General features: G+C 38.2%; 16 protein-coding genes. 9 read left to right on the top strand and 7 right to left on the bottom strand.

Annotated elements, in window-relative coordinates:
* The first annotated feature begins 3 nt into the window (after positions 1-3).
* Entirely contained in the window at positions 4-1,068 is a 1,065-nt protein-coding gene (locus BW142_RS08800; RefSeq protein WP_024599548.1) for an HD domain-containing phosphohydrolase, read from the top strand.
* 29 nt (positions 1,069-1,097) lie between these two features.
* Positions 1,098-1,727, top strand: coding sequence for a Vat family streptogramin A O-acetyltransferase (locus BW142_RS08795; protein ID WP_076924609.1), 630 nt, complete (start codon positions 1,098-1,100; stop codon positions 1,725-1,727).
* Positions 1,728-1,729: 2 nt separating this feature from the next.
* Here BW142_RS08795 and BW142_RS08790 read toward each other — a convergent pair whose 3' ends face one another.
* Positions 1,730-2,164 (bottom strand): ATP-binding protein, encoded by a 435-nt coding sequence (locus tag BW142_RS08790; protein ID WP_024599550.1) that lies wholly within the window; start codon positions 2,162-2,164, stop codon positions 1,730-1,732.
* 297 nt (positions 2,165-2,461) lie between these two features.
* Here BW142_RS08790 and asnS point away from each other — a divergent pair, with 297 nt between their 5' ends.
* Positions 2,462-3,859: an asparagine--tRNA ligase gene (gene asnS, locus BW142_RS08785; RefSeq protein ID WP_007586801.1), complete on the top strand. Its 1,398-nt coding sequence runs from the start codon at positions 2,462-2,464 to the stop codon at positions 3,857-3,859.
* Between the two features lie 140 nt (positions 3,860-3,999).
* Here the strand turns inward: asnS and BW142_RS08780 are convergent, their stop codons facing one another.
* Positions 4,000-4,926 (bottom strand): FAD-binding protein, encoded by a 927-nt coding sequence (locus tag BW142_RS08780; RefSeq protein ID WP_076924608.1) that lies wholly within the window; start codon positions 4,924-4,926, stop codon positions 4,000-4,002.
* Entirely contained in the window at positions 4,927-5,676 is a 750-nt protein-coding gene (locus BW142_RS08775; protein WP_076924607.1) for an electron transfer flavoprotein subunit beta/FixA family protein, read from the bottom strand.
* Between the two features lie 221 nt (positions 5,677-5,897).
* Between BW142_RS08775 and BW142_RS08770 the strand changes: the two genes are divergently transcribed.
* The 6 genes from BW142_RS08770 (at position 5,898) to BW142_RS08745 (ending at position 13,134) form a co-directional block, all read left to right on the top strand.
* Positions 5,898-7,544 carry an electron transfer flavoprotein-ubiquinone oxidoreductase gene (locus BW142_RS08770; protein WP_076924606.1) on the top strand — a complete coding sequence of 549 codons (1,647 nt, stop codon included), beginning with the start codon at positions 5,898-5,900 and terminating at the stop codon, positions 7,542-7,544.
* A 133-nt stretch (positions 7,545-7,677) separates the two neighbouring features.
* Positions 7,678-8,142 (top strand): acyl-CoA thioesterase, encoded by a 465-nt coding sequence (locus tag BW142_RS08765; protein WP_007586808.1) that lies wholly within the window; start codon positions 7,678-7,680, stop codon positions 8,140-8,142.
* Positions 8,143-8,415: 273 nt separating this feature from the next.
* The gene (locus tag BW142_RS08760; protein ID WP_024599554.1) at positions 8,416-8,985 is read left to right on the top strand and encodes an outer membrane beta-barrel protein; all 570 of its coding nucleotides are present in this window, start codon (positions 8,416-8,418) and stop codon (positions 8,983-8,985) included.
* 205 nt (positions 8,986-9,190) lie between these two features.
* Positions 9,191-9,895, top strand: coding sequence for a tRNA (N6-threonylcarbamoyladenosine(37)-N6)-methyltransferase TrmO (gene tsaA, locus BW142_RS08755; protein WP_076924605.1), 705 nt, complete (start codon positions 9,191-9,193; stop codon positions 9,893-9,895).
* Positions 9,896-9,984: 89 nt separating this feature from the next.
* Positions 9,985-11,709 (top strand): proline--tRNA ligase, encoded by a 1,725-nt coding sequence (locus BW142_RS08750; RefSeq protein WP_024599556.1) that lies wholly within the window; start codon positions 9,985-9,987, stop codon positions 11,707-11,709.
* A gap of 591 nt (positions 11,710-12,300) precedes the next feature.
* Positions 12,301-13,134 carry a UDP-2,3-diacylglucosamine diphosphatase gene (locus BW142_RS08745; protein WP_076924604.1) on the top strand — a complete coding sequence of 278 codons (834 nt, stop codon included), beginning with the start codon at positions 12,301-12,303 and terminating at the stop codon, positions 13,132-13,134.
* A 25-nt stretch (positions 13,135-13,159) separates the two neighbouring features.
* Here the strand turns inward: BW142_RS08745 and BW142_RS08740 are convergent, their stop codons facing one another.
* The 4 genes from BW142_RS08740 to BW142_RS08725 all read right to left on the bottom strand — a co-directional run bounded on the left by BW142_RS08740 (position 13,160) and on the right by BW142_RS08725 (position 19,293).
* On the bottom strand, positions 13,160-16,219 hold the full coding sequence (locus tag BW142_RS08740) for an ATP-binding protein (protein ID WP_171972319.1): 3,060 nt from the start codon (positions 16,217-16,219) through the stop codon (positions 13,160-13,162).
* A gap of 275 nt (positions 16,220-16,494) precedes the next feature.
* A complete protein-coding gene (locus tag BW142_RS08735; RefSeq protein ID WP_076924603.1) occupies positions 16,495-17,703 on the bottom strand; it encodes an ABC transporter permease in 1,209 nt (402 codons plus the stop codon).
* Positions 17,696-18,484 carry an ATP-binding cassette domain-containing protein gene (locus BW142_RS08730; RefSeq protein ID WP_076924602.1) on the bottom strand — a complete coding sequence of 263 codons (789 nt, stop codon included), beginning with the start codon at positions 18,482-18,484 and terminating at the stop codon, positions 17,696-17,698. Before BW142_RS08730 ends, BW142_RS08735 begins: the two co-directional genes overlap by 8 nt.
* The gene (locus BW142_RS08725) at positions 18,481-19,293 is read right to left on the bottom strand and encodes a DUF3025 domain-containing protein (protein ID WP_076924601.1); all 813 of its coding nucleotides are present in this window, start codon (positions 19,291-19,293) and stop codon (positions 18,481-18,483) included. Before BW142_RS08725 ends, BW142_RS08730 begins: the two co-directional genes overlap by 4 nt.
* Positions 19,294-19,373: the final 80 nt, after the last annotated feature.

Raw genomic sequence — 19,373 nt, 5'->3', positions numbered from 1 at the left:
TTAATGAAAGATCACCCAGTAATTTTGATTGTAGATGATAACCTTCAAAATATAGAACTCATGCAAGCGTATCTAGAACCAAAAGGATATAAAACGGTAACAGCTACTGGTGGTCAACAAGCATTAGACATTTTAGCAAATCAGCCTATTGATCTTATTTTACTCGATATTATGATGCCGGGTATGAACGGCTTTGAAGTAACACGTCGTGTACGTGGAGACGCTTTATTAAAGCTATTGCCTATCGTCCTTATTACCGCTTTAAGAGAGACAAAAGAGCGAGTTAAAGGCATTGATGCTGGTTGCGATGACTTTATTACAAAGCCTGTTGATAAAAATGAGCTGTTATCACGCGTTAAGTCTCTTCTAAAGATTAAAGACTATAATGATTTAAGAACAAATTATCAGAAACAACTAGAAGCGGAAGTTGCCCAAAGAACAGAATCATTAAAGCAAGCAATGCTAAGCCTAAAAGAAGCTTCACTCGAAACAATTAATAGGCTAACTAAAGCTGCTGAATATAAAGATGAAGAGACCGGAGCGCATATTAAACGCATGAGCTTATATTCGGAAGCCGTTGCACGCAGCTTTGGATTAGATGAGACAACAGTTGAAAATATTTTATTTTCGGCATCTATGCATGATCTCGGAAAAATATCTACACCTGACCATATCTTGCTAAAAGCCGGTCAATTAGATGCTGCAGAATGGGAAATAATGAAACAGCATACCGTTGTAGGCGCTAATATACTTTCAGGTTCTGATTCAGAAGTTATTAAACTAGGTGAAATTATTGCCCGTTCACATCACGAAAAATGGGACGGCTCAGGTTATCCTGATGGCTTAAAAGGTAATGAAATTCCAATTTCAGCACGCGTAGTTGCTATTGCCGATGTATTTGATGCTCTCTCATCAAAGCGTCCTTATAAAAAATCATTTTCACAAGAAAAAACATTTGCCATTATTAAAGATGGTAGTGGTAATCACTTTGATCCCGCAGTAGTGGATGCTTTTTTTGCAGTTCAAGAAGAGATTCTAGCGATTAAACAAAAGTATGCTGAAAAATAACACGTCCATAATTAATTAGAGGAAACCCCATGAATGGACCAAACCCAAATAATCCTTCACCAATGGAAGGTTTTCCTCAAGTAGGTTTTTTAAAAAACTTTATTACTTCCGCCAATATTGAAGTAGGCGATTATACTTATTATGACGATCCTGATGGGCCTGAGAACTTTGAAAAAAATGTGCTTTACCATTTCGATTTTATAGGTGACCGTCTCATTATCGGGAAATTTTGCGCCATTGCTAAAGACGTTAATTTTATAATGAATGGTGCTAACCATCAAACTTCTGGCTTTTCTACCTATCCCTTTTTTATATTTGGTAATGGCTGGGAAAAATCTGCACCAAAATCAAATGATTTACCCTTTAAAGGTAATACAGAAATTGGTCATGATGTTTGGATTGGTTATAACGCTACAATTATGCCCGGGGTAAAAATTGGCAGCGGCGCTATTATTGCCAGTAAATCAGTTGTCACCTGCGATGTACCTGCTTATAGCGTTGTGGGTGGAAACCCCGCTAAAGTGATAAAAAACAGATTTGACGATAAAACAATAAATACGCTGCTAGATATAGCTTGGTGGGATTGGAGCAATGAAAAAATCACTGCTCATTTAGATGCTATAACTCAAAATGATTTAGACGTGCTGTCTAAAATTTAGCACTACCACTCAAACATGTAAGCCATTTTACTTATTGTTTTAAGCGGGACATTATGAGAATTACGCTTAGCATATAAGTGCTGCATTGACTTGTCTTTCACTTCACCCACTATCACTTCTTTTACTTGATAACCTAGAGCAACAGCAGCTTGAGAGTAAGCTATAAATTCCCACTTTTTAATATTGGTGTTATCTACAATTACCAATGGCATACCTTGAGCAAGTGCATTTATAAAACGCGCTAAATTTAAATTATGAAATTGCGACAATTTAAATTTATCGAAATGATATTCGCCCTGCTCATTAATAAAGTAATCATCAGTTGAGCAGATTAGGTATTGGCTTTCGTCAACTCCACCTAATTCGTCAGCAAGGCTTTGCGCATAATAAGACTTACCGCTTCCTGGTAGTCCTCGTAAAATAAAAACTTGTTTCATAGCATCGATTTTTTAAGTGTGAATAAATATTAATTTGATTTGTTTGTTAATAATGCCACAAAATCATTAAATTTAAGAGCAACAAATCATAATAGTGGCAATTAAACTCTAAAAACTGTTTAAAAATAAACCGCATGCATAAAAACTTTTAAAGAGTTGCCCACAATAGTTTTTTTATTCAACTTTACTAGGTAAGATACAGGGTTCAAGTGCAGCGCCGTTTATGTGCAATTTATGCCCGAGTGTTGCGCACAGTTAAAATAAAATAGTTAGGCAACTTATATCATTGGAGTGAAGATGAGCCATTTAGCGATTTCAGAGCTATTAAAAGGCAATGTTGCGGTAGACAGCCAAGTAACAATTAAGGGCTGGATCCGTACTCGCCGCGATTCAAAAGCAGGAATTTCATTTTTAGCCGTTCATGACGGTTCGTGTTTTGATCCTATTCAAGCGGTAGTTCCTAATTCACTGAATAATTATGATGAAGTTACTAGCTTAACAGCCGGTTGTTCTGTGTCGGTTACTGGTGTTTTAGTACAATCTGCTGGCCAAGGTCAATCTTACGAAATTCAAGCTAACACTGTGACTGTATTAGGTTGGGTAGAGAATCCAGATTCATACCCAATGTCGGCAAAGCGCCACAGCATTGAGTACTTACGTGAGCATGCTCACCTTCGCCCTCGTACAAACATGATTGGCGCAGTAACACGTGTACGTAACTGTTTAGCACAAGCTATTCACCGTTTTTACCACGAGCAAGGCTTTTACTGGATCAGCACGCCAATCATTACGGCAAGTGACTGTGAAGGTGCTGGCGAAATGTTCCGTGTGTCTACGCTTGATATGCAAAACTTACCGCTTACAGATAAAGGCGAAGTTGATTACAGCGAAGATTTCTTCGGTAAAGAAGCATTCCTTACTGTATCTGGCCAATTAAACGGCGAAACTTACGCGTCTGCAATGTCAAAAATTTACACGTTTGGCCCAACATTCCGTGCAGAAAATTCAAATACATCTCGCCACCTTGCAGAATTTTGGATGGTAGAACCTGAAGTTGCGTTTGCTGATTTAGAAGACATCGCAAAACTTGCTGAAAACATGCTTAAGTATGTATTTAAAGCTGTACTTGAAGAGCGCCGTGATGACATGGAATTTTTTGCACAACGTGTAGAAAAAACCGCAATTACTCGCTTAGAAGAATTTGTAGATAAAGACTTCGCACAAGTTGATTACACAGACGCTGTAGAAATCCTTAAAACGTGTGGTAAAAAGTTTGAGTACGCTGTTGAATGGGGTGTTGATTTACAGTCTGAGCACGAACGTTACTTAGCTGAAGAACACTTTAAAGCACCGGTAGTTATTAAAAACTACCCGCGCGATATTAAAGCATTTTACATGCGCCAAAACGAAGACGGAAAAACCGTTGCTGCAATGGACGTAGTAGCACCAGGTATTGGTGAGATCATTGGTGGTTCACAACGTGAAGAGCGCCTTGATGTACTTGATGCACGCCTAGAAGAAATGGGCTTAAACAAAGAAGATTACAGCTGGTACCGCGATTTACGTAAATACGGTAGCGTGCCACATTCAGGCTTTGGTTTAGGCTTTGAACGCTTGGTTGCTTATGTAACAGGTATGGGCAACGTACGTGATGTTATTGCCTTCCCTCGTACTAAAGGCAGCGCAACTTACTAATACTAAGTTAGCCGTTTATAAATACTAAAAACCAGCCAATTGGCTGGTTTTTTTGTGTTTTTAATTTACCGTATAAAAAAGCCGCAGCACTCTAAGAGCACCACGGCTTTCAACCAGAATAAATTTTGCTTAATTAAGCGTTATAAAGCGCCTTCAAGCTGAGGTAGCACTTCAAATAAATCAGCCACTAGACCGTAATCTGCAACTTGAAAAATAGGTGCGTCAGGATCTTTATTAATCGCAACGATTACTTTTGAGTCTTTCATGCCCGCTAAATGCTGAATAGCACCGCTGATACCTACTGCAATATATAAGTTAGGCGCTACAATTTTACCTGTTTGCCCTACTTGCATGTCGTTAGGTACAAAGCCTGCATCAACTGCTGCACGCGATGCGCCAATAGCTGCACCTAGTTTATCGGCAATACCATTAAGTAATGCAAAGTTTTCGCCGTTTTGCATACCGCGACCACCCGATATGACCACACTAGCAGCTGTAAGCTCAGGGCGTTCTGATTCTGTTTGCTCAACACTTACAAAGCTGCTTAATTGCGAATCTGATACTGTATCTACATTTGTTATAGCAACAGCTGATTGCTCACCTTGTAAATCAAAGCTACTGGCACGTACGGTAATTACTTTTTTACTATCGAGTGATTTAACCGTGGCGATTGCATTACCTGCATAAATAGGTCGTTTAAATGTATCTGCGTCCACTACTGCGATAATTTCAGAAATTTGCGCAACATCTAAAAGCGCGGCAACACGTGGCATAAAGTTTTTGCCTGTTGTCGTTGCACTTGCAACAATGTGGCTGTAGTCATCGCTAAGCGATAAAACTAAATCGGCCATGCTCTCAGCTAACTGATGTTCATAAACGCTATTATCGGCAACTAAAACATTATCTACGCCATCAATGCTAGCAACGTGTGAGCTCATTGCACTTAAGTTGTTACCTGCAATAAGTACATCAACAGGAAAACCCATTTTTACTGCAGCGTTAATAGTTTTTGAGGTTTCTGGTTTTAAGGCACCGTTGTCGTGCTCTGCAATTACGAGTGTTTTCATTTAAATCACCTTTGCCTCTGTTTTTAATTTTTCTACAAGCTGTGCAACGTCTTCAACAATAATTCCTGCGGTGCGTTTAGCTGGCTCTTCTACGCTTATTAATTGAATTCGCGGTGTTAAATCAACACCAAGCGAATCAGCTGCTATTACTTCAAGCGGCTTACGTTTGGCTTTCATAATATTTGGCAGTGATGCATAGCGAGGCTCGTTTAAGCGTAAATCGGTTGTAACAACCGCCGGTAAGTTAAGTGCTACCGTTTGCAGGCCCCCATCAACTTCGCGGGTCACGTTTACTTTGCCATTTTCAATAACAACCTTGGATGCAAATGTACCTTGGCCACGTTTAGTTAAAGCCGCTAGCATTTGACCTGTCTGGTTATTATCTGAATCGATTGACTGTTTACCTAAAATTACAAGTTCAGGAGATTCTTGCTCTACAATTTTAGCGAGTAGCTTTGCAATATGGAGTGATTCGAGCTTTTCATCGGTTTCGATGTGAATGGCTTTGTCGGCACCCAGTGCTAGTGCTGTGCGTAATTGCTCTTGCGATGCTTTGGGACCAATAGTAACAGCAACAACTTCGCTGGCCGTACCGGCTTCTTTAAGGCGAATGGCTTCTTCTATAGCAATTTCACAAAACGGGTTCATTGCCATTTTTACGTTTGTTAAATCAACGTCGCTGTTGTCACTTTTAACGCGTGCTTTTACGTTGTAATCAATCACTCTTTTTATTGGTACGAGAACTTTCATAGGAACTCCATAATTATTGAAACCTACAAGGTGACGTGCACGTCAACCTATTTATTTTATGAAATTAGACTACTTCCTGTTGACGTAAACGTCAACCTAAAATAACCTTTAACTATTCACAGTCTGTAACGTTTAATTTGCAAGGTTATAAATAAGCTGTACACCTTATTTAAATGCGTAGTAAACATTCGAATAAGTCCGTCATAGATAAAGAGGTTATTATGGTCGAACGTGAAACCATGGAATTTGATGTAGTAATTGTTGGTGCAGGACCTGCTGGGCTTTCAAGTGCAATTAAACTCGCGCAATTAGCACAAGAAAAACAACAAGAGTGCATGATTTGCGTAGTCGAAAAAGGTTCTGAAGTGGGTGCACATGTACTATCTGGTGCTGTATTTGAAACCAAAGCTTTGGATGAGCTACTACCAAGTTGGCAAGAACTGGGCGCCCCTGTTACAACCAAAGTAACTAACGATGAAATTTATTGGTTTAATAATGAGCAAAAAGCGACATCTATCCCCCACTTTGCTACGCCTAAAACATTCCATAATGATGGTAACTACATTGTGTCTATGGGTAATGTATGTCGATGGCTTGCAGAGCAAGCTGAAAACTTAGGCGTAGAGATATTCCCAGGATTTAGTGCTCACTCTTTAATAATTGAAGATAAAGCAGTAAAAGGCATTATTACTGGCGATATGGGAGTCGACAAAGACGGTAATGAAAAAGACGGTTACATGCCAGGCATGGAACTTAGAGCAAAATACACTATTTTTGCTGAAGGTTGCCGAGGACATTTAGGTAAGCAGCTAATTAATGAATTTGCACTTGATGCAGATTCATCGCCACAACATTACGGTTTAGGCTTTAAAGAAATTTGGCAAATAGATGAAAGTAAACATGAGCTAGGCAAAGTAGTTCATGGTACAGGTTGGCCACTTAGCGGCGATACTAATGGTGGTGCATTTATGTATCACAGTGAAAACAATCAAGTTGTTGTTGGTTTAATTGTTGATTTAAATTACTCAAACCCACATTTGAGCCCGTTTGATGAGTTTCAGCGAATGAAACACCATCCTGTATTTAAAAACGTACTTGAAGGCGCTGAACGTATTGCTTACGGTGCGCGTGCTATTGCTAAAGGTGGCTTGCATTCATTACCAAAAATGCATTTTGCTGGTGGTTTACTTGTTGGGTGTGATGCAGGCACTCTTAATTTTGCAAAAATTAAAGGTAATCACACTGCAATGAAATCAGGAATGATTGCCGCAGAGGTTATTTTTGAAGCATTGCAAAATGAGTTAGCAAATACCAATTTAACTAATTATCAAACTGCGTTTGAGCAATCATGGGCATATAAAGAGTTATATCAATCTCGTAACTTTGGCCCTGCTATGCACAAACTCGGTAAATTTTTAGGTGGTGCGTACAATACCCTTGATCAAAACATTTTTAATGGTGGTTTACCCTTTACGTTTAAAGATAATACGCCCGATCACTCTACCCTTGTTGATGCTAACGCAGCTGACAAAATTGCATACCCAAAACCAGATGGACACCTTAGCTTTGATAAACTCTCAAGTGTGTTTTTATCAAATACTAACCACGAAGAGTCACAACCGTGTCATTTAAAGCTCAAAGATCCGTCAATCCCTATTAACGTAAATCTATTGAAATTTGATGAGCCTGCACAGCGTTATTGCCCAGCAGGCGTTTACGAAGTGCAAGAAGTAGAAGGCAGTAAAGAGTTTGTTATAAACGCTCAAAACTGTGTGCATTGTAAAACCTGTGATATTAAAGACCCTAGTCAAAACATTACATGGGTAACACCTGAAGGCGCTGGTGGACCAAACTACCCGAATATGTAACTAAATTATGCGCTAGATACGTATTTAAGTACTATTTTTACATATAAATTATAAACATATCCTAAATTGCAGGGGCTTCGGCCCCTTTTTTACGTTATGCTAATAGTAGTTCTAATAAATATGAGTATTATCTATGCCGTCGTCAAAAGTTGTTTTTCGTTTTTTAGCAGAGCCTACCGATGTAAATTTCGGAGGTAAAGTTCATGGTGGGGCCGTCATGAAATGGATTGACCAAGCAGGCTATGCCTGCGCTGCTGGTTGGAGTGGTCATTACTGTGTAACGGTTTCGGTTGCAGGTGTTAAATTTAGACGCCCTATTCTAGTAGGCCAAATTGTAGAAGTAGAAGCTAAAATTGCCCATACGGGTAGAAGTAGCATGCAAATATTTATTCAAGTTAGATGTGGCGACCCAAAAACACAGAACATGGTAGAAACAAACCACTGTGTTATTAGTTTTATTGCTATGGACGAAACTGGCTACCCAATAGAAGTCCCTTCGTTTAAAGCCGTAACCGAAGAAGATATTAAATTAGAAAACTACGCTATAAAAATGAAAGAAATTGCGATAGAAACAGAAAACTTGCTTCATACAGTTTAGATACCAGAATAATCATTTAAGAATGTATCCTATACCTATAGGCATGTAAAAAACTCATAATGTTTTGTAAAACATACAACTTATATTTGAAAACAAAATCATCAAAAAGTTCATTTTGTTTATAAAACAATCTAAACGCCATAATAACTAATACAAAAGTAGCTATTATGGCGTTTTAATATCATTTTTAAAATTGGCATGTTCGCTGCAACTAGATAATTGTCGTTTGATAAGTTTAATCAAACATTTAAATTATTTTAAAGGAGCTATTCAATGATTAAAACACTTTCTCTTTCTGCACTTGCTTTAGCAACAATGGGTTTTAACTCTGCAGCACACGCTGACATTTCTGATTTCGATTCTCCACGTATCTACACAGGTATTGGTTACGGTCAATATTCTTTTGAATTTGAAGATAGCGATAACGACACTGATTTTGACGACGATGCACAAATGCTTAAAGGTTACGTTGGTGCACAATTTAATGAATACTTAAGCTTAGAGCTTGCATATCAAAACTTTGATGAAGTGAGTGATATCGACAGCAAAGCTGAAATTGATGGCGTATCGCTTGCCGCACGTTTGGGCTATCCTATCACTGAGAGCTTTTCTGTGTATGCAAAAGGCGGTTGGCTTGAATGGGATGCTGATTACACACAAGATTTACCAGTAGGCGGTGTAACAGCTTCTACAGATGGTGGTGATGCGTTTTATGGTGCGGGTATTGAATACGCACTTACAACAAATGTACAATTTCGTTTAGAGTACGAACGCTACAAACTTGATGACGATATTGATCCAGATATGGATGTAGCATCTGTATCAGTTCAGTACATGTTTTAATTAATATTTAACATGTATAAAAGGTAAGCCTAAGGGCTTACCTTTTTTGTTTCAGGCTCTTTTTAATTAATACACTCATATAAACCATTCAGTCTAATTAAAGATTTAAACCGAGCGGTTTATAAGTAATAAACTTTCTTACCTTAATGCGATAAAGACTAAATGCGGGTAGAATAGCGCTCTATTTTATTTGTACCCGAGTACTATGAGCGATTACACCATTTCGGCTATTGGCCACATTGAATCTCCTTATAAACAAAAGTTTGCTATACCTAGGCAACCGCGTTTAGTGCCCCAAGCTAAAGCAAAGCTTATTTTTGCACCTGATTTTAATCGCGAAGAATTTGTACGCGGGCTCGATGAATTTACTCATATTTGGTTGCTATTTCGTTTTCACGAAACAGCTGATAAAGGTTACTCTGCTATGGTACGCCCTCCACGATTAGGTGGTAATGAGCGAAAAGGCGTATTCGCTACCCGCGCTACATTTAGACCCAACGCGATTGGAATGAGCGCAGTAAAACTTGAAGGCATTGAATATAAAAACGGACAGCTTAGCTTATTACTTGCTGGGATTGATTTACTTGATGGCACACCAATCATTGATATAAAACCGTATTTGCCTTATTCAGACTCAATGCCCGATGCAAGCGCTGGCTTTGCTGACACGCGCCCTGAAACACAAATGACGGTTGAATTTAGCCCTCAGGCAATTGAGTTCGTTAATGCCCAAACACAATACCCAGACTTACATGATTTTATAACCAATGTTTTAAAACAAGATCCTCGCCCTGCTTATAAAAAACAAAAAGAAGAAATGCAAAGCTACGGGATGACTCTCTATGACTTTAATATTCGCTGGCAGGTTAATGATGCACATAACTTAGTAACAAGCATAGAAAAAAACTAAATAACTCACTTAGCGCTTTAGTGTAAAAGCATCCGCTGGTAAACTTAAGCTCTATTAAAAGAATATAATTACTCTATTTCGGAAAAAACATGCGTACAAGCCAATATATACTCGCAACACTTAAAGAAACGCCATCAGATGCTGAAATTGTATCGCATCAGTTAATGCTTAGAGCCGGTATGATCCGTCGCGTCGCTTCGGGTTTATACACTTGGTTACCCTCTGGTTTACGCGTGCTACGTAAAGTAGAAAACATTGTACGTGAAGAAATGGACAAAGCTGGCGCCATTGAAATGCTAATGCCTGTTATTCAACCTGCTGATTTGTGGGAAGAGTCTGGTCGTTGGAATGAATTTGGTCCTGAGCTTATGCGCTTTACAGACCGTCATAACCGTACGTTTGCACTTGGCCCAACACACGAAGAAGTTATTACAGATTTTGTTCGTAAAGAAATAAGCAGCTACAAACAACTACCGGTTACTTTATACCAAGTACAAACGAAAGTACGCGACGAACGTCGTCCTCGCTTTGGGGTAATGCGTGCTCGTGAATTTACAATGAAAGATGCCTACTCTTTTCACTTAAGTGAAGAGTGTTTAGATGCAACTTATCAAGCAATGCACAAAGCATACTGTAACATTTTTGAGCGTTTAGGCCTTGATTACCGCCCTGTTATAGCCGATACAGGCTCTATTGGTGGTAGCGTATCGCATGAGTTTCATGTACTTGCTGAATCGGGCGAAGATGCAATTGCATTTAGTGATGGCAGTGATTACGCCGCTAACATTGAAAAAGCTGAAGCACTGGCACCTATTGAAGCTCGCCCTGAAGCATCAAAAGAGCTTAAAGCGTTTCCAACACCTGACGCTAAAACTATTAACGAGCTTAAAAAACACTACGGTGTTAAGCCACATCGCGGTGTTAAAACGTTAATTGTTTATGGTACGCCTGATGAAAATGAAGTACGTGGTTTAGTTGCCTTAGTACTTCGTGGCGATCACGAATTAAATGAACTAAAAGCTGAAAAACACCCATTAGTAGACTCTCCGCTTGAAATGGCAACAGAGGCGGATATTGTTGCTGCTATTGGCGCAAAGCCTGGCTCATTAGGCCCTGTTGGCTTATCAATGCCTATTATTGTTGATAGAACAGCTAACATACTTGCTGATTTTGTTGCCGGTGCAAATAAAGACGACGAGCATTACAGCGGTATTAACTGGGATCGTGACGTAACTGATTACGACGTTGCTGATATTCGTAATATTGTTGAAGGCGATATGAGTCCATGTGGTGAAGGTACTTTGCAAATTAAACGCGGTATTGAAGTTGGGCATATTTTCCAACTTGGCACTAAATACTCAGAAGCCATGAAAGCCGGCGTGTTAAACGAAGGTGGTAAAAACCAAACCATGACTATGGGTTGTTACGGTATTGGTGTTTCACGTATTGTTGCCGCTGCTATTGAGCAGAACAACGATCAATACGGGATCATTTGGCCAAAATCAATCGCGCCATTCGATTTAGCAATTGTTCCAATGAACATGCACAAATCGCATCGTATTCCTGATATAGCAAATAACCTTTACCAAGGTTTAAAAGATGCAGGTCTTGATGTGTTATTTGATGATCGTAAAGAGCGCCCTGGCGTTATGTTTAATGACATGGAGCTAATTGGTGTGCCATTTACGCTAGTAATTGGTGAGCGTAACCTTGACGAGAATAAAGTTGAGCTTAAAAACCGCCGTACAGGTGAAAAGCTAATGATTGATATCGATACAGCAATTGATGCAATTAAAGCAGCCGTTAAAGGTTAATAACACCCACGCTTAGAACAGACTATAAGGCCGCATTTAAAATGCGGCCTTTTTTATGCGCAATTAATAGCAATGCGTAATGGTAGCTGATCATCAACTCACCTTTCCTAAGGCGCATTGATCTCGTGGATCGAAATTCGCTCAATCTAGGGACGATTTAATCGCAGCGCGAAGTTTGTAACCTAGTAGACTCGATAACTGCTCCTGCGTTATTCTACTGACTTACATCCATGTAAGAATAAGTAAAAGCCGAGCAAAGCTTCCGCGTCCTGCTTACGCCCCTTACCGACATCTATGTAGGCAACAAAGAGCTAATAGTCCCTATAAGAACTCAAAGGGCAGCTCATGTTTGGCATTTATACTGCGTTATCACCTATTTATGGGGAATAACCACGCTACATATGATCTTCCTTGCCTAAAAACAAACAGTCTGCTGTAAAATCAATCACGAAAGGTCAACACGCCCTAGCTCTATATAAGTATTTTAATTGCATGACTTTGTATAAATTGTCATAGAGGCTTCGCTAAAGTGTCTCATAAGTGTCATTGGGTTTATCTACAGTGTTAATTATTACACTATGGATAACGGGCATGACAAACAATCAACAGCGTAAGAAACAACACTACCCTACTATTTGGATATCAGATGTTCATTTAGGTTACAAAGACTGTAAAGCCGATTATTTGCTCGATTTTTTAAACTCGGTAGAATCCGACACACTTTATTTAGTGGGTGATATTATTGATTTATGGTCGATGAAAAGACAGTTTTATTGGCACCCTTCGCATTATCAAGTATTGAGCTGTATACAACAAAAAGCAGTTAATGGTACACGCATCATTTATATACCCGGTAATCATGACGAAACGTTTAGGAACTATATAAATCAAACGTTATTTGGTATTGAAATCCACCAGCAGTTTATTCACACCACTAAAGCTAATAAACGTTTTTTACTCGTACACGGTGATGATTTTGATTCCGCGACACGCTATAACAAACTTATTAGTATCGCGGGCGATGCAGGATACGACTTTTTATTATTTTTAAACCGCTGGACCAATCGTATTCGAAAGCTATTTGGTGGTAATTACTACTCGCTTGCATCATGGATAAAAGCTCGCGTACACAAAGCCCGTGAAGCAATTAAAGCCTTCGAAGATGCCGCAATTCATGAAGCTAAAAAGCAAAACGTAGACGGTATTATTTGTGGACACATTCATCATCCCAAAATAAAAGTAGATGACGGAATTATGTATTGTAACGATGGAGATTGGATTGAGAGCTGTACAGCGCTGGTAGAGCAGCAAGATGGAAAAATTGAATTACTACATTGGTCAGACACACAATCCGTACTCGATAGCGCCGACATAACAAAGTTAAATATATCAACGGATGCTAAACCAAAAAAATCAGCTGCATAAGCAGCTGATTCTCAATTAATAACTATTAACTTAGCCAGGTGATTAACTTATCTTTTAGCGTTCTTGGCTTGATTGGTTTAGTAATATAGTCGTTCATGCCTGCAGTTAAACAACGCTCTCTATCACCTTCCATCGCGCTTGCTGTCATCGCAATAATAGGAATGTGTGTGTAATCGACTCCGGCTTTACTATTTCTGATTTCACTTGTTGTATCGTACCCATTTAGATTAGGCATTTGGCAGTCCATTAAAATTACATCAAAGGATTGTTCTGTGTTTTCTCTCAATGCTTCTAATGCTTCTACGCCATCTGATGCACAGGTGATTTTTACTTTAGTTCGTTTTAAAATCGCCTTAGCTACTTCAATGTTTATCATATTATCGTCTACTAATAATATATGATAAGCAGAAAGGTCAGGATCTACTTGTTCTTCTGTTAAGCCTTTGGGTGGCGCTATAATACAGTCATTACTAGCACCAAATAAGCTTGCTAATTTATAGCTGAATTGATCTTGGGTAAGCGGTTTATTTAAAATATGGCTACCTTCAGGTAACACCATTTTAGTTGGTTTATCGGTCACCATGTCGCGTAAAATTAAAACATACTTTTTATTAAACTGTTTACAGTAATTAATAAGGGCATCAATTTGAGGGTGCTCATCATCAATCAATAATAAGTCAGCCTCAAACTCTTTATGCTCACTAAAGTAGTCGAGTCTTATAATGTTTTCTGCATTTACTTTACAAGTTAATAGCAATAAATCGCACACATTTTGATAGACATTATCGCGCGCTATTAATGCAGCTACGCTAATGCTAGTAGCAAGTTCAATACCTGTGTTTAGTTTTTTCTCTTGTGCGACGTGTAGCTCAACCGTTGCTGTAAATGTACTACCAACGCCCTTTTCACTTATAACAGTGATATTACCACCCATTAACTGAGCGAGCTTTTTACATATAGATAAACCTAAGCCTGTACCACCAAAGTGGCGGGTTGTGCTTGAGTCTTCTTGTGTAAACACTTCAAATAGTTTGTCTATGTTCTCTGGTGCTATACCAATACCAGTGTCTTTTATTGTAAAGCTCATTAATAACTTTGAGTCGGTAATATACTTAGAACCAATTGTTAGACTTACTTCACCTCGGTGAGTGAATTTAAAAGCATTATTAACTAAGTTAATTAAAATTTGTTTAAGGCGATGGCTGTCGCCAATAACCATTCTGTCTACTACATCTTTAGTATCTAAAAATACTTCAAGACCTTTGCGCTGGCCTTGTAACGCTAAAGAGCTAATCATATCGCTACATACTGTAACAACATCAAATGTATGATTATCAATATCAAGCTTACCCGCTTCTATTTTCGAAAAATCGAGAATATCGTTAATCAAGTTCATCAGTGAGTTAGCACTGCTGTTGGCTAGTTTTAGGTAATGATATTGTTGTTCACTTAAGCCATCTTCTTTGAGCATTTCAAGCATACCCAAAACGCCATTCATTGGTGTACGGATTTCGTGAGATATATTTGCTACAAAATCACTTTTTGCTTGGCTTGCTGCTAATGCTTGATCAATTGCGCGCTCTAGCTCAACAGTCCTTTGTGATACTTTTAGCTCCAAAGTACTGTTCAAACCTTCAAGCTCTGATTGAGTGTTTTTTAACGAGCTAATATTTCTTAAAATAGCCGCTACTTGATAACGGTTATTGTATACATCAAAAATACTGCTGAGCGTAATTGAAAAGTATTGTTTATTGCCATAACCATCTGTGTAGATAGCTTCAAACGGCATTTTTGACCCGTTTGAAATTGTCTCTTCTATACAGTTGTTATCGACTTCATTTAAGTTAAATAAAGAGACAAAGTCAGGACTAACACCTGTAATTGAAGTACCAAAAACCTCTTTAGCCGTGCTGTTAAAGTGAACTATTTCGCCAGTTTGCTCAATTGTAAAAATAGCATCCAGTGAGTTTTCAATTACTTTATTGTTTTGCTCTTTTAATGAGTTAATTAACAATTTACGGTTGATGAAACGTTGGTATAAAAAGGCGATAATTAAAAATACTCCAAAAAACATGAGTAGCATAACAATAAAGTTTTGACGCCTTTCACTAACTTTTGCTAACAACGTTTTAGTATTAACACTCACACCAAGCTCTAAAGGTAACATCGCAATATCACCCTCAAGCGAAATACGTTTTTTTAATGTATAAGCAATTGGGTAATTACTTAGCGGTAAAGTACCTTGCTCTAGCATTGTGGTTGCAGCGGAAAATTCTTCAGTCCACGTTTTAGCTTTATTAAATTCAAATCCGAAGCGCAGTTGAGAGTTTGGATGATATAGAAATTCACCTTCATTATTCATGAGGTAAATGTGTGTTCCATCTGGCGATTCAACCGTTAAACTTTTTATTAATTTATCAGCAAAGTAGTTAGTGACTAATATTGCAAATATCTTATTTTTTTCATCAAAAACAGGCTTAGCTACACGAAAAGTACTTATGTAGGGTTCTTGTATCTGCCCATTTTCACGGTTGTAGTTAATAGGAGAAATATAAACACTTTTATTATCGAGCATGCTCGCTTTTATCATGTAATCGCGTTGACCTTTTTTTTGTAATTGCAGGCCTTGCAGTCGATTAATTTCCCCTAGCTGGTTTCGATCAACCCTGACAACTTCTTGTCCACCATCTGCGAGAATAATATAGCGAGCCTGAAGTATGCTGTCATCTGTGCGCATAAAACCACTAAAAATGCTCGCTAAGCGTTCTTCCCAAACGTCAATGTGCGTGCCTAACAAGGGATCAATTTTCTTGTTTTCAGTGGCGCGAGTAATACCTTTAATAGGGGGGGTAGCGTCTAAAAAGCGAATAGCGGTAACACTATCTTTGAGGTGGTTTTTTAGTGAAAGGCTTTTTGTTTCAAGCTCACGTTTTAATTCTATTTGAGCTGAATGGTAAACGTCACTTCTTACTTTTTGATCGAACATATATAGAGAAGGCAAAGCTATAAGAACAAATATTATTGTTGCAACGAGCATTAATTTATTATTTTTTGTTACATTCAACAAAATATTTCTTTTTAGCATTTACCTTCACCATAAATTTTTATTGTTATTAGTATAGAGCATTAACGAAAGAATTGGACCATCTAACTAATCAGTTATCGCTATAATTTTTATAATAAAAAGACTAAATCATTAGTTTTATTTAAAGCTCACCCTCTATATGAATTATAAATGAATGAGAGTACTCATATCGACTTACACAGACTATAAAATAGTTGTTTCAACCAATCATCCCTTTAAAATATAAAAGGTAGCCAATGCTACCTTTTATATATTTTTAGAGTGCTAAATCTATATTATCTAAATAGTACATCTTCTCTGTTAAACCATTTAACGCAAAATGCCAGTAGCCCAGCCGCAATGATTGCAGTAGCTAAAAATATTAAGCCCACAAATGTGTAATCAACAGTCCCTTTTACTATTTCTTTAATCGCTAAAGCCACGTTTGTAACAGGAATGAATGCTGTTTTAGCAGTAAGCTCCATATTTGGCATTATTGAAATAATAATAGGGAAAAATACACCCATGCTAAGCGGAGCCATGTAGTTTTGCGCTTCTTTAAACGTACGCGCATAAATAGATATAGCTAAAGCTAAGGCTGAGAATATAGCAGCCACAGGTAGTAGCAGTACAAATATCATCAGTAAATCGGTAACCGCTAATGTACTAAACGCGGCTTTAATAAAATCAAGATCAGCAAATGCTAACGCCAGTGCTATCCAACAGCCCATGCTTAAGACAGTTATGGTTGTGGAGGCAATGGATGTAGTTAACAAAGTTATAAATTTACCAAGCACTAGCTCTGTGCGCGTAATAGGTGTAAGTAGGAGTGTTTCTAGCGTGCCGCGTTCTTTTTCGCCAGCGCCTAAATCAATAGCTGGGTAAGTAGCCCCCATTAGTACTAATGGTATAAGTAAGTAAGGTAAAAACCCGCCAATTTTTTCGCCAAGGTTTTCACGTTTATCGGCTGTATCTACTTTAATAACTTCAATTGGATTAAGAATGGATTTTTGAACAGACTCTTCAATACCAAAACTGATTAGCTTTTGAGTTTGCAGCACGTCACTGTATTCTTTTGCGAGCTCTTTAACGCGTTCGAATAAAAAATTGATAGATTTTGAGTCGTTAAATACAACCTGCCACTGGCTTTGTTTTCCATCATCTAATGTTTGCTCAGCATGGCTTGGTAAATAAATACCCATATCGATATCGCCAGCTATAACGCCAGCTTTAAGCTCTTCAATGTTATTAAAGGTTTTAGTGCCTTTATAAAGCTCAAAACTTTTGTGATAAAACACTTTATCAGTAAACTCTTGTGCGTATTCACCATTAATAATGGCATACGTATTTACTTTTTGTTCTGCATCCATCGCTGCTTGTGAGCTTATAAATGCCATTACAGCAAACAATAACGGAAAAATTGCTACAGGGAGCGCAACAACAAATAATAGCGTTTTTTTGTCGCGTAATAACTCTCTTAATTCCTTTTTAAATACCTCAAACATCATGTTTCTCCGTTAATATGTTCATAAACGCTTGATTAAGCTCATCACTATTACCTGCTTGTTTAAATTCATCTACTGTTCCGTCAAAGCAGCTAATACCTTCGTTAATTACAGCGACTCGGTCACATAAGAGTGCAACTTCATCTAAATGATGGGTAGAAAAAATAACAGGAGTACCTTGTGCCTTTAAACCCTTAATAAATTGAATAACGGTTTGCGTGGTCATTATATCGAGCCCGGTTGTTGGCTCATCGAGCACCACTACTGCTGGGCGATGTACAACAGCACGAGCGATATTCGCCTTTTGTTTCATACCAGTTGATAGATTTTCAGCGCGTTTATCTACAAACTTATGCATATCAAGCAATGTGAATAGCTCATCACAACGCGATGCAATATCGCTTTTGCTCATACCGTGAAGCTTTGCAAAATACTCTATGTTTTCTTTTACAGTTAAGCGACCATACAAACCGGTTGAACCCGATAAAAAACCGATAGACTTACGCCCTAATAACGGTTTTTTCACAGTGTCGTTTCCAGCAATTGTTATTGAACCTTCATCGGGCTTTAATGCGGTTGATATCATTCTAAGTGTTGTTGTTTTACCTGCGCCATTGGGTCCTAGTAATCCAAGTACCTCACCCTTCGCGCAGCTAAAGCTTACGTCTCGTACTGAATGAAAATAGTCTTTATCTTCACGAGGATCGATGTCGTCTATTTTATTTTTTTTGTGATCTTTAGTTAGCTTAAATTTCTTTTTAAGCCCAGCAACTTCTATCATGTTCGTATCCTTCGTTTCGCTCTAAAATAATCTGTATTGTTATAAAAAGAGTCGTCTTTGTTTTCATCATGCCAACCAGGCACGCCTAATAATGGCAGTGGCGAAAGCTGTTTGTTATCGGCTAAGCAGTTATCTATTTTAATCATCTCATAAAGGGCTTGGTCTAGGTACTGATATTGAGTAACTAAATCTTTACAAAATGTTTCATCTGGTACACAAACAAACAATGCTTTACCCGTTAAACCTATATAAGGCTTGGTGAGCATTTCATAATTAGCATGGCCAAACATAAACGCTTTAATGCTTTTTCCCCATTCACTTTTATGCTCAACAAATGCTTTTTTCCATTGGTGATCGCGAAGCAATTCTTGCCATTTAGTATCGCTTATTGCCAATACCACACCACATTCGTCAAAGAGCGTTAATGCATTACGATGTTTGGTACGCTTTTGCAAACCATGTTCAGCTATATCTTGCACATGACGCTGGTTAATAAGCGCTTTCGTTTTAGGAAATAAACACCAAATAAAGCCACCAAACAAGTCATGCCAATTCTCACTGCGCGTAGGTACAACACCCGTTTCAAAAATAACTTGTTCGTAATAACGATCGCCAAAATCTACCTTTGCATCATCTTCAAAAGTAATAGGAATATTATTCGCATTAATAGCGGTTAAAAATGGAGAAAACCACTGTGGAGCCGGCCAATCAGTTAGTTCGTTAACTTTAAATAGCTCACGTAAGTGCGAAAATGTACCGGTTTCTAAACTACTAATTTGCCACTGCTCGGGGGGAGTAAAACGCTTCATTTAAACCTTTAACAATTTATGCCTATAATTTACGAGAAGTTTACCGCAAAAACTGGTTCTACTTAATAGAAGTTAATATA

Source organism: Pseudoalteromonas sp. EB27, assembly GCF_001974875.1.
Lineage (GTDB): Bacteria > Pseudomonadota > Gammaproteobacteria > Enterobacterales > Alteromonadaceae > Pseudoalteromonas.
This window is presented reverse-complemented; position numbering and strand designations above follow the sequence as displayed.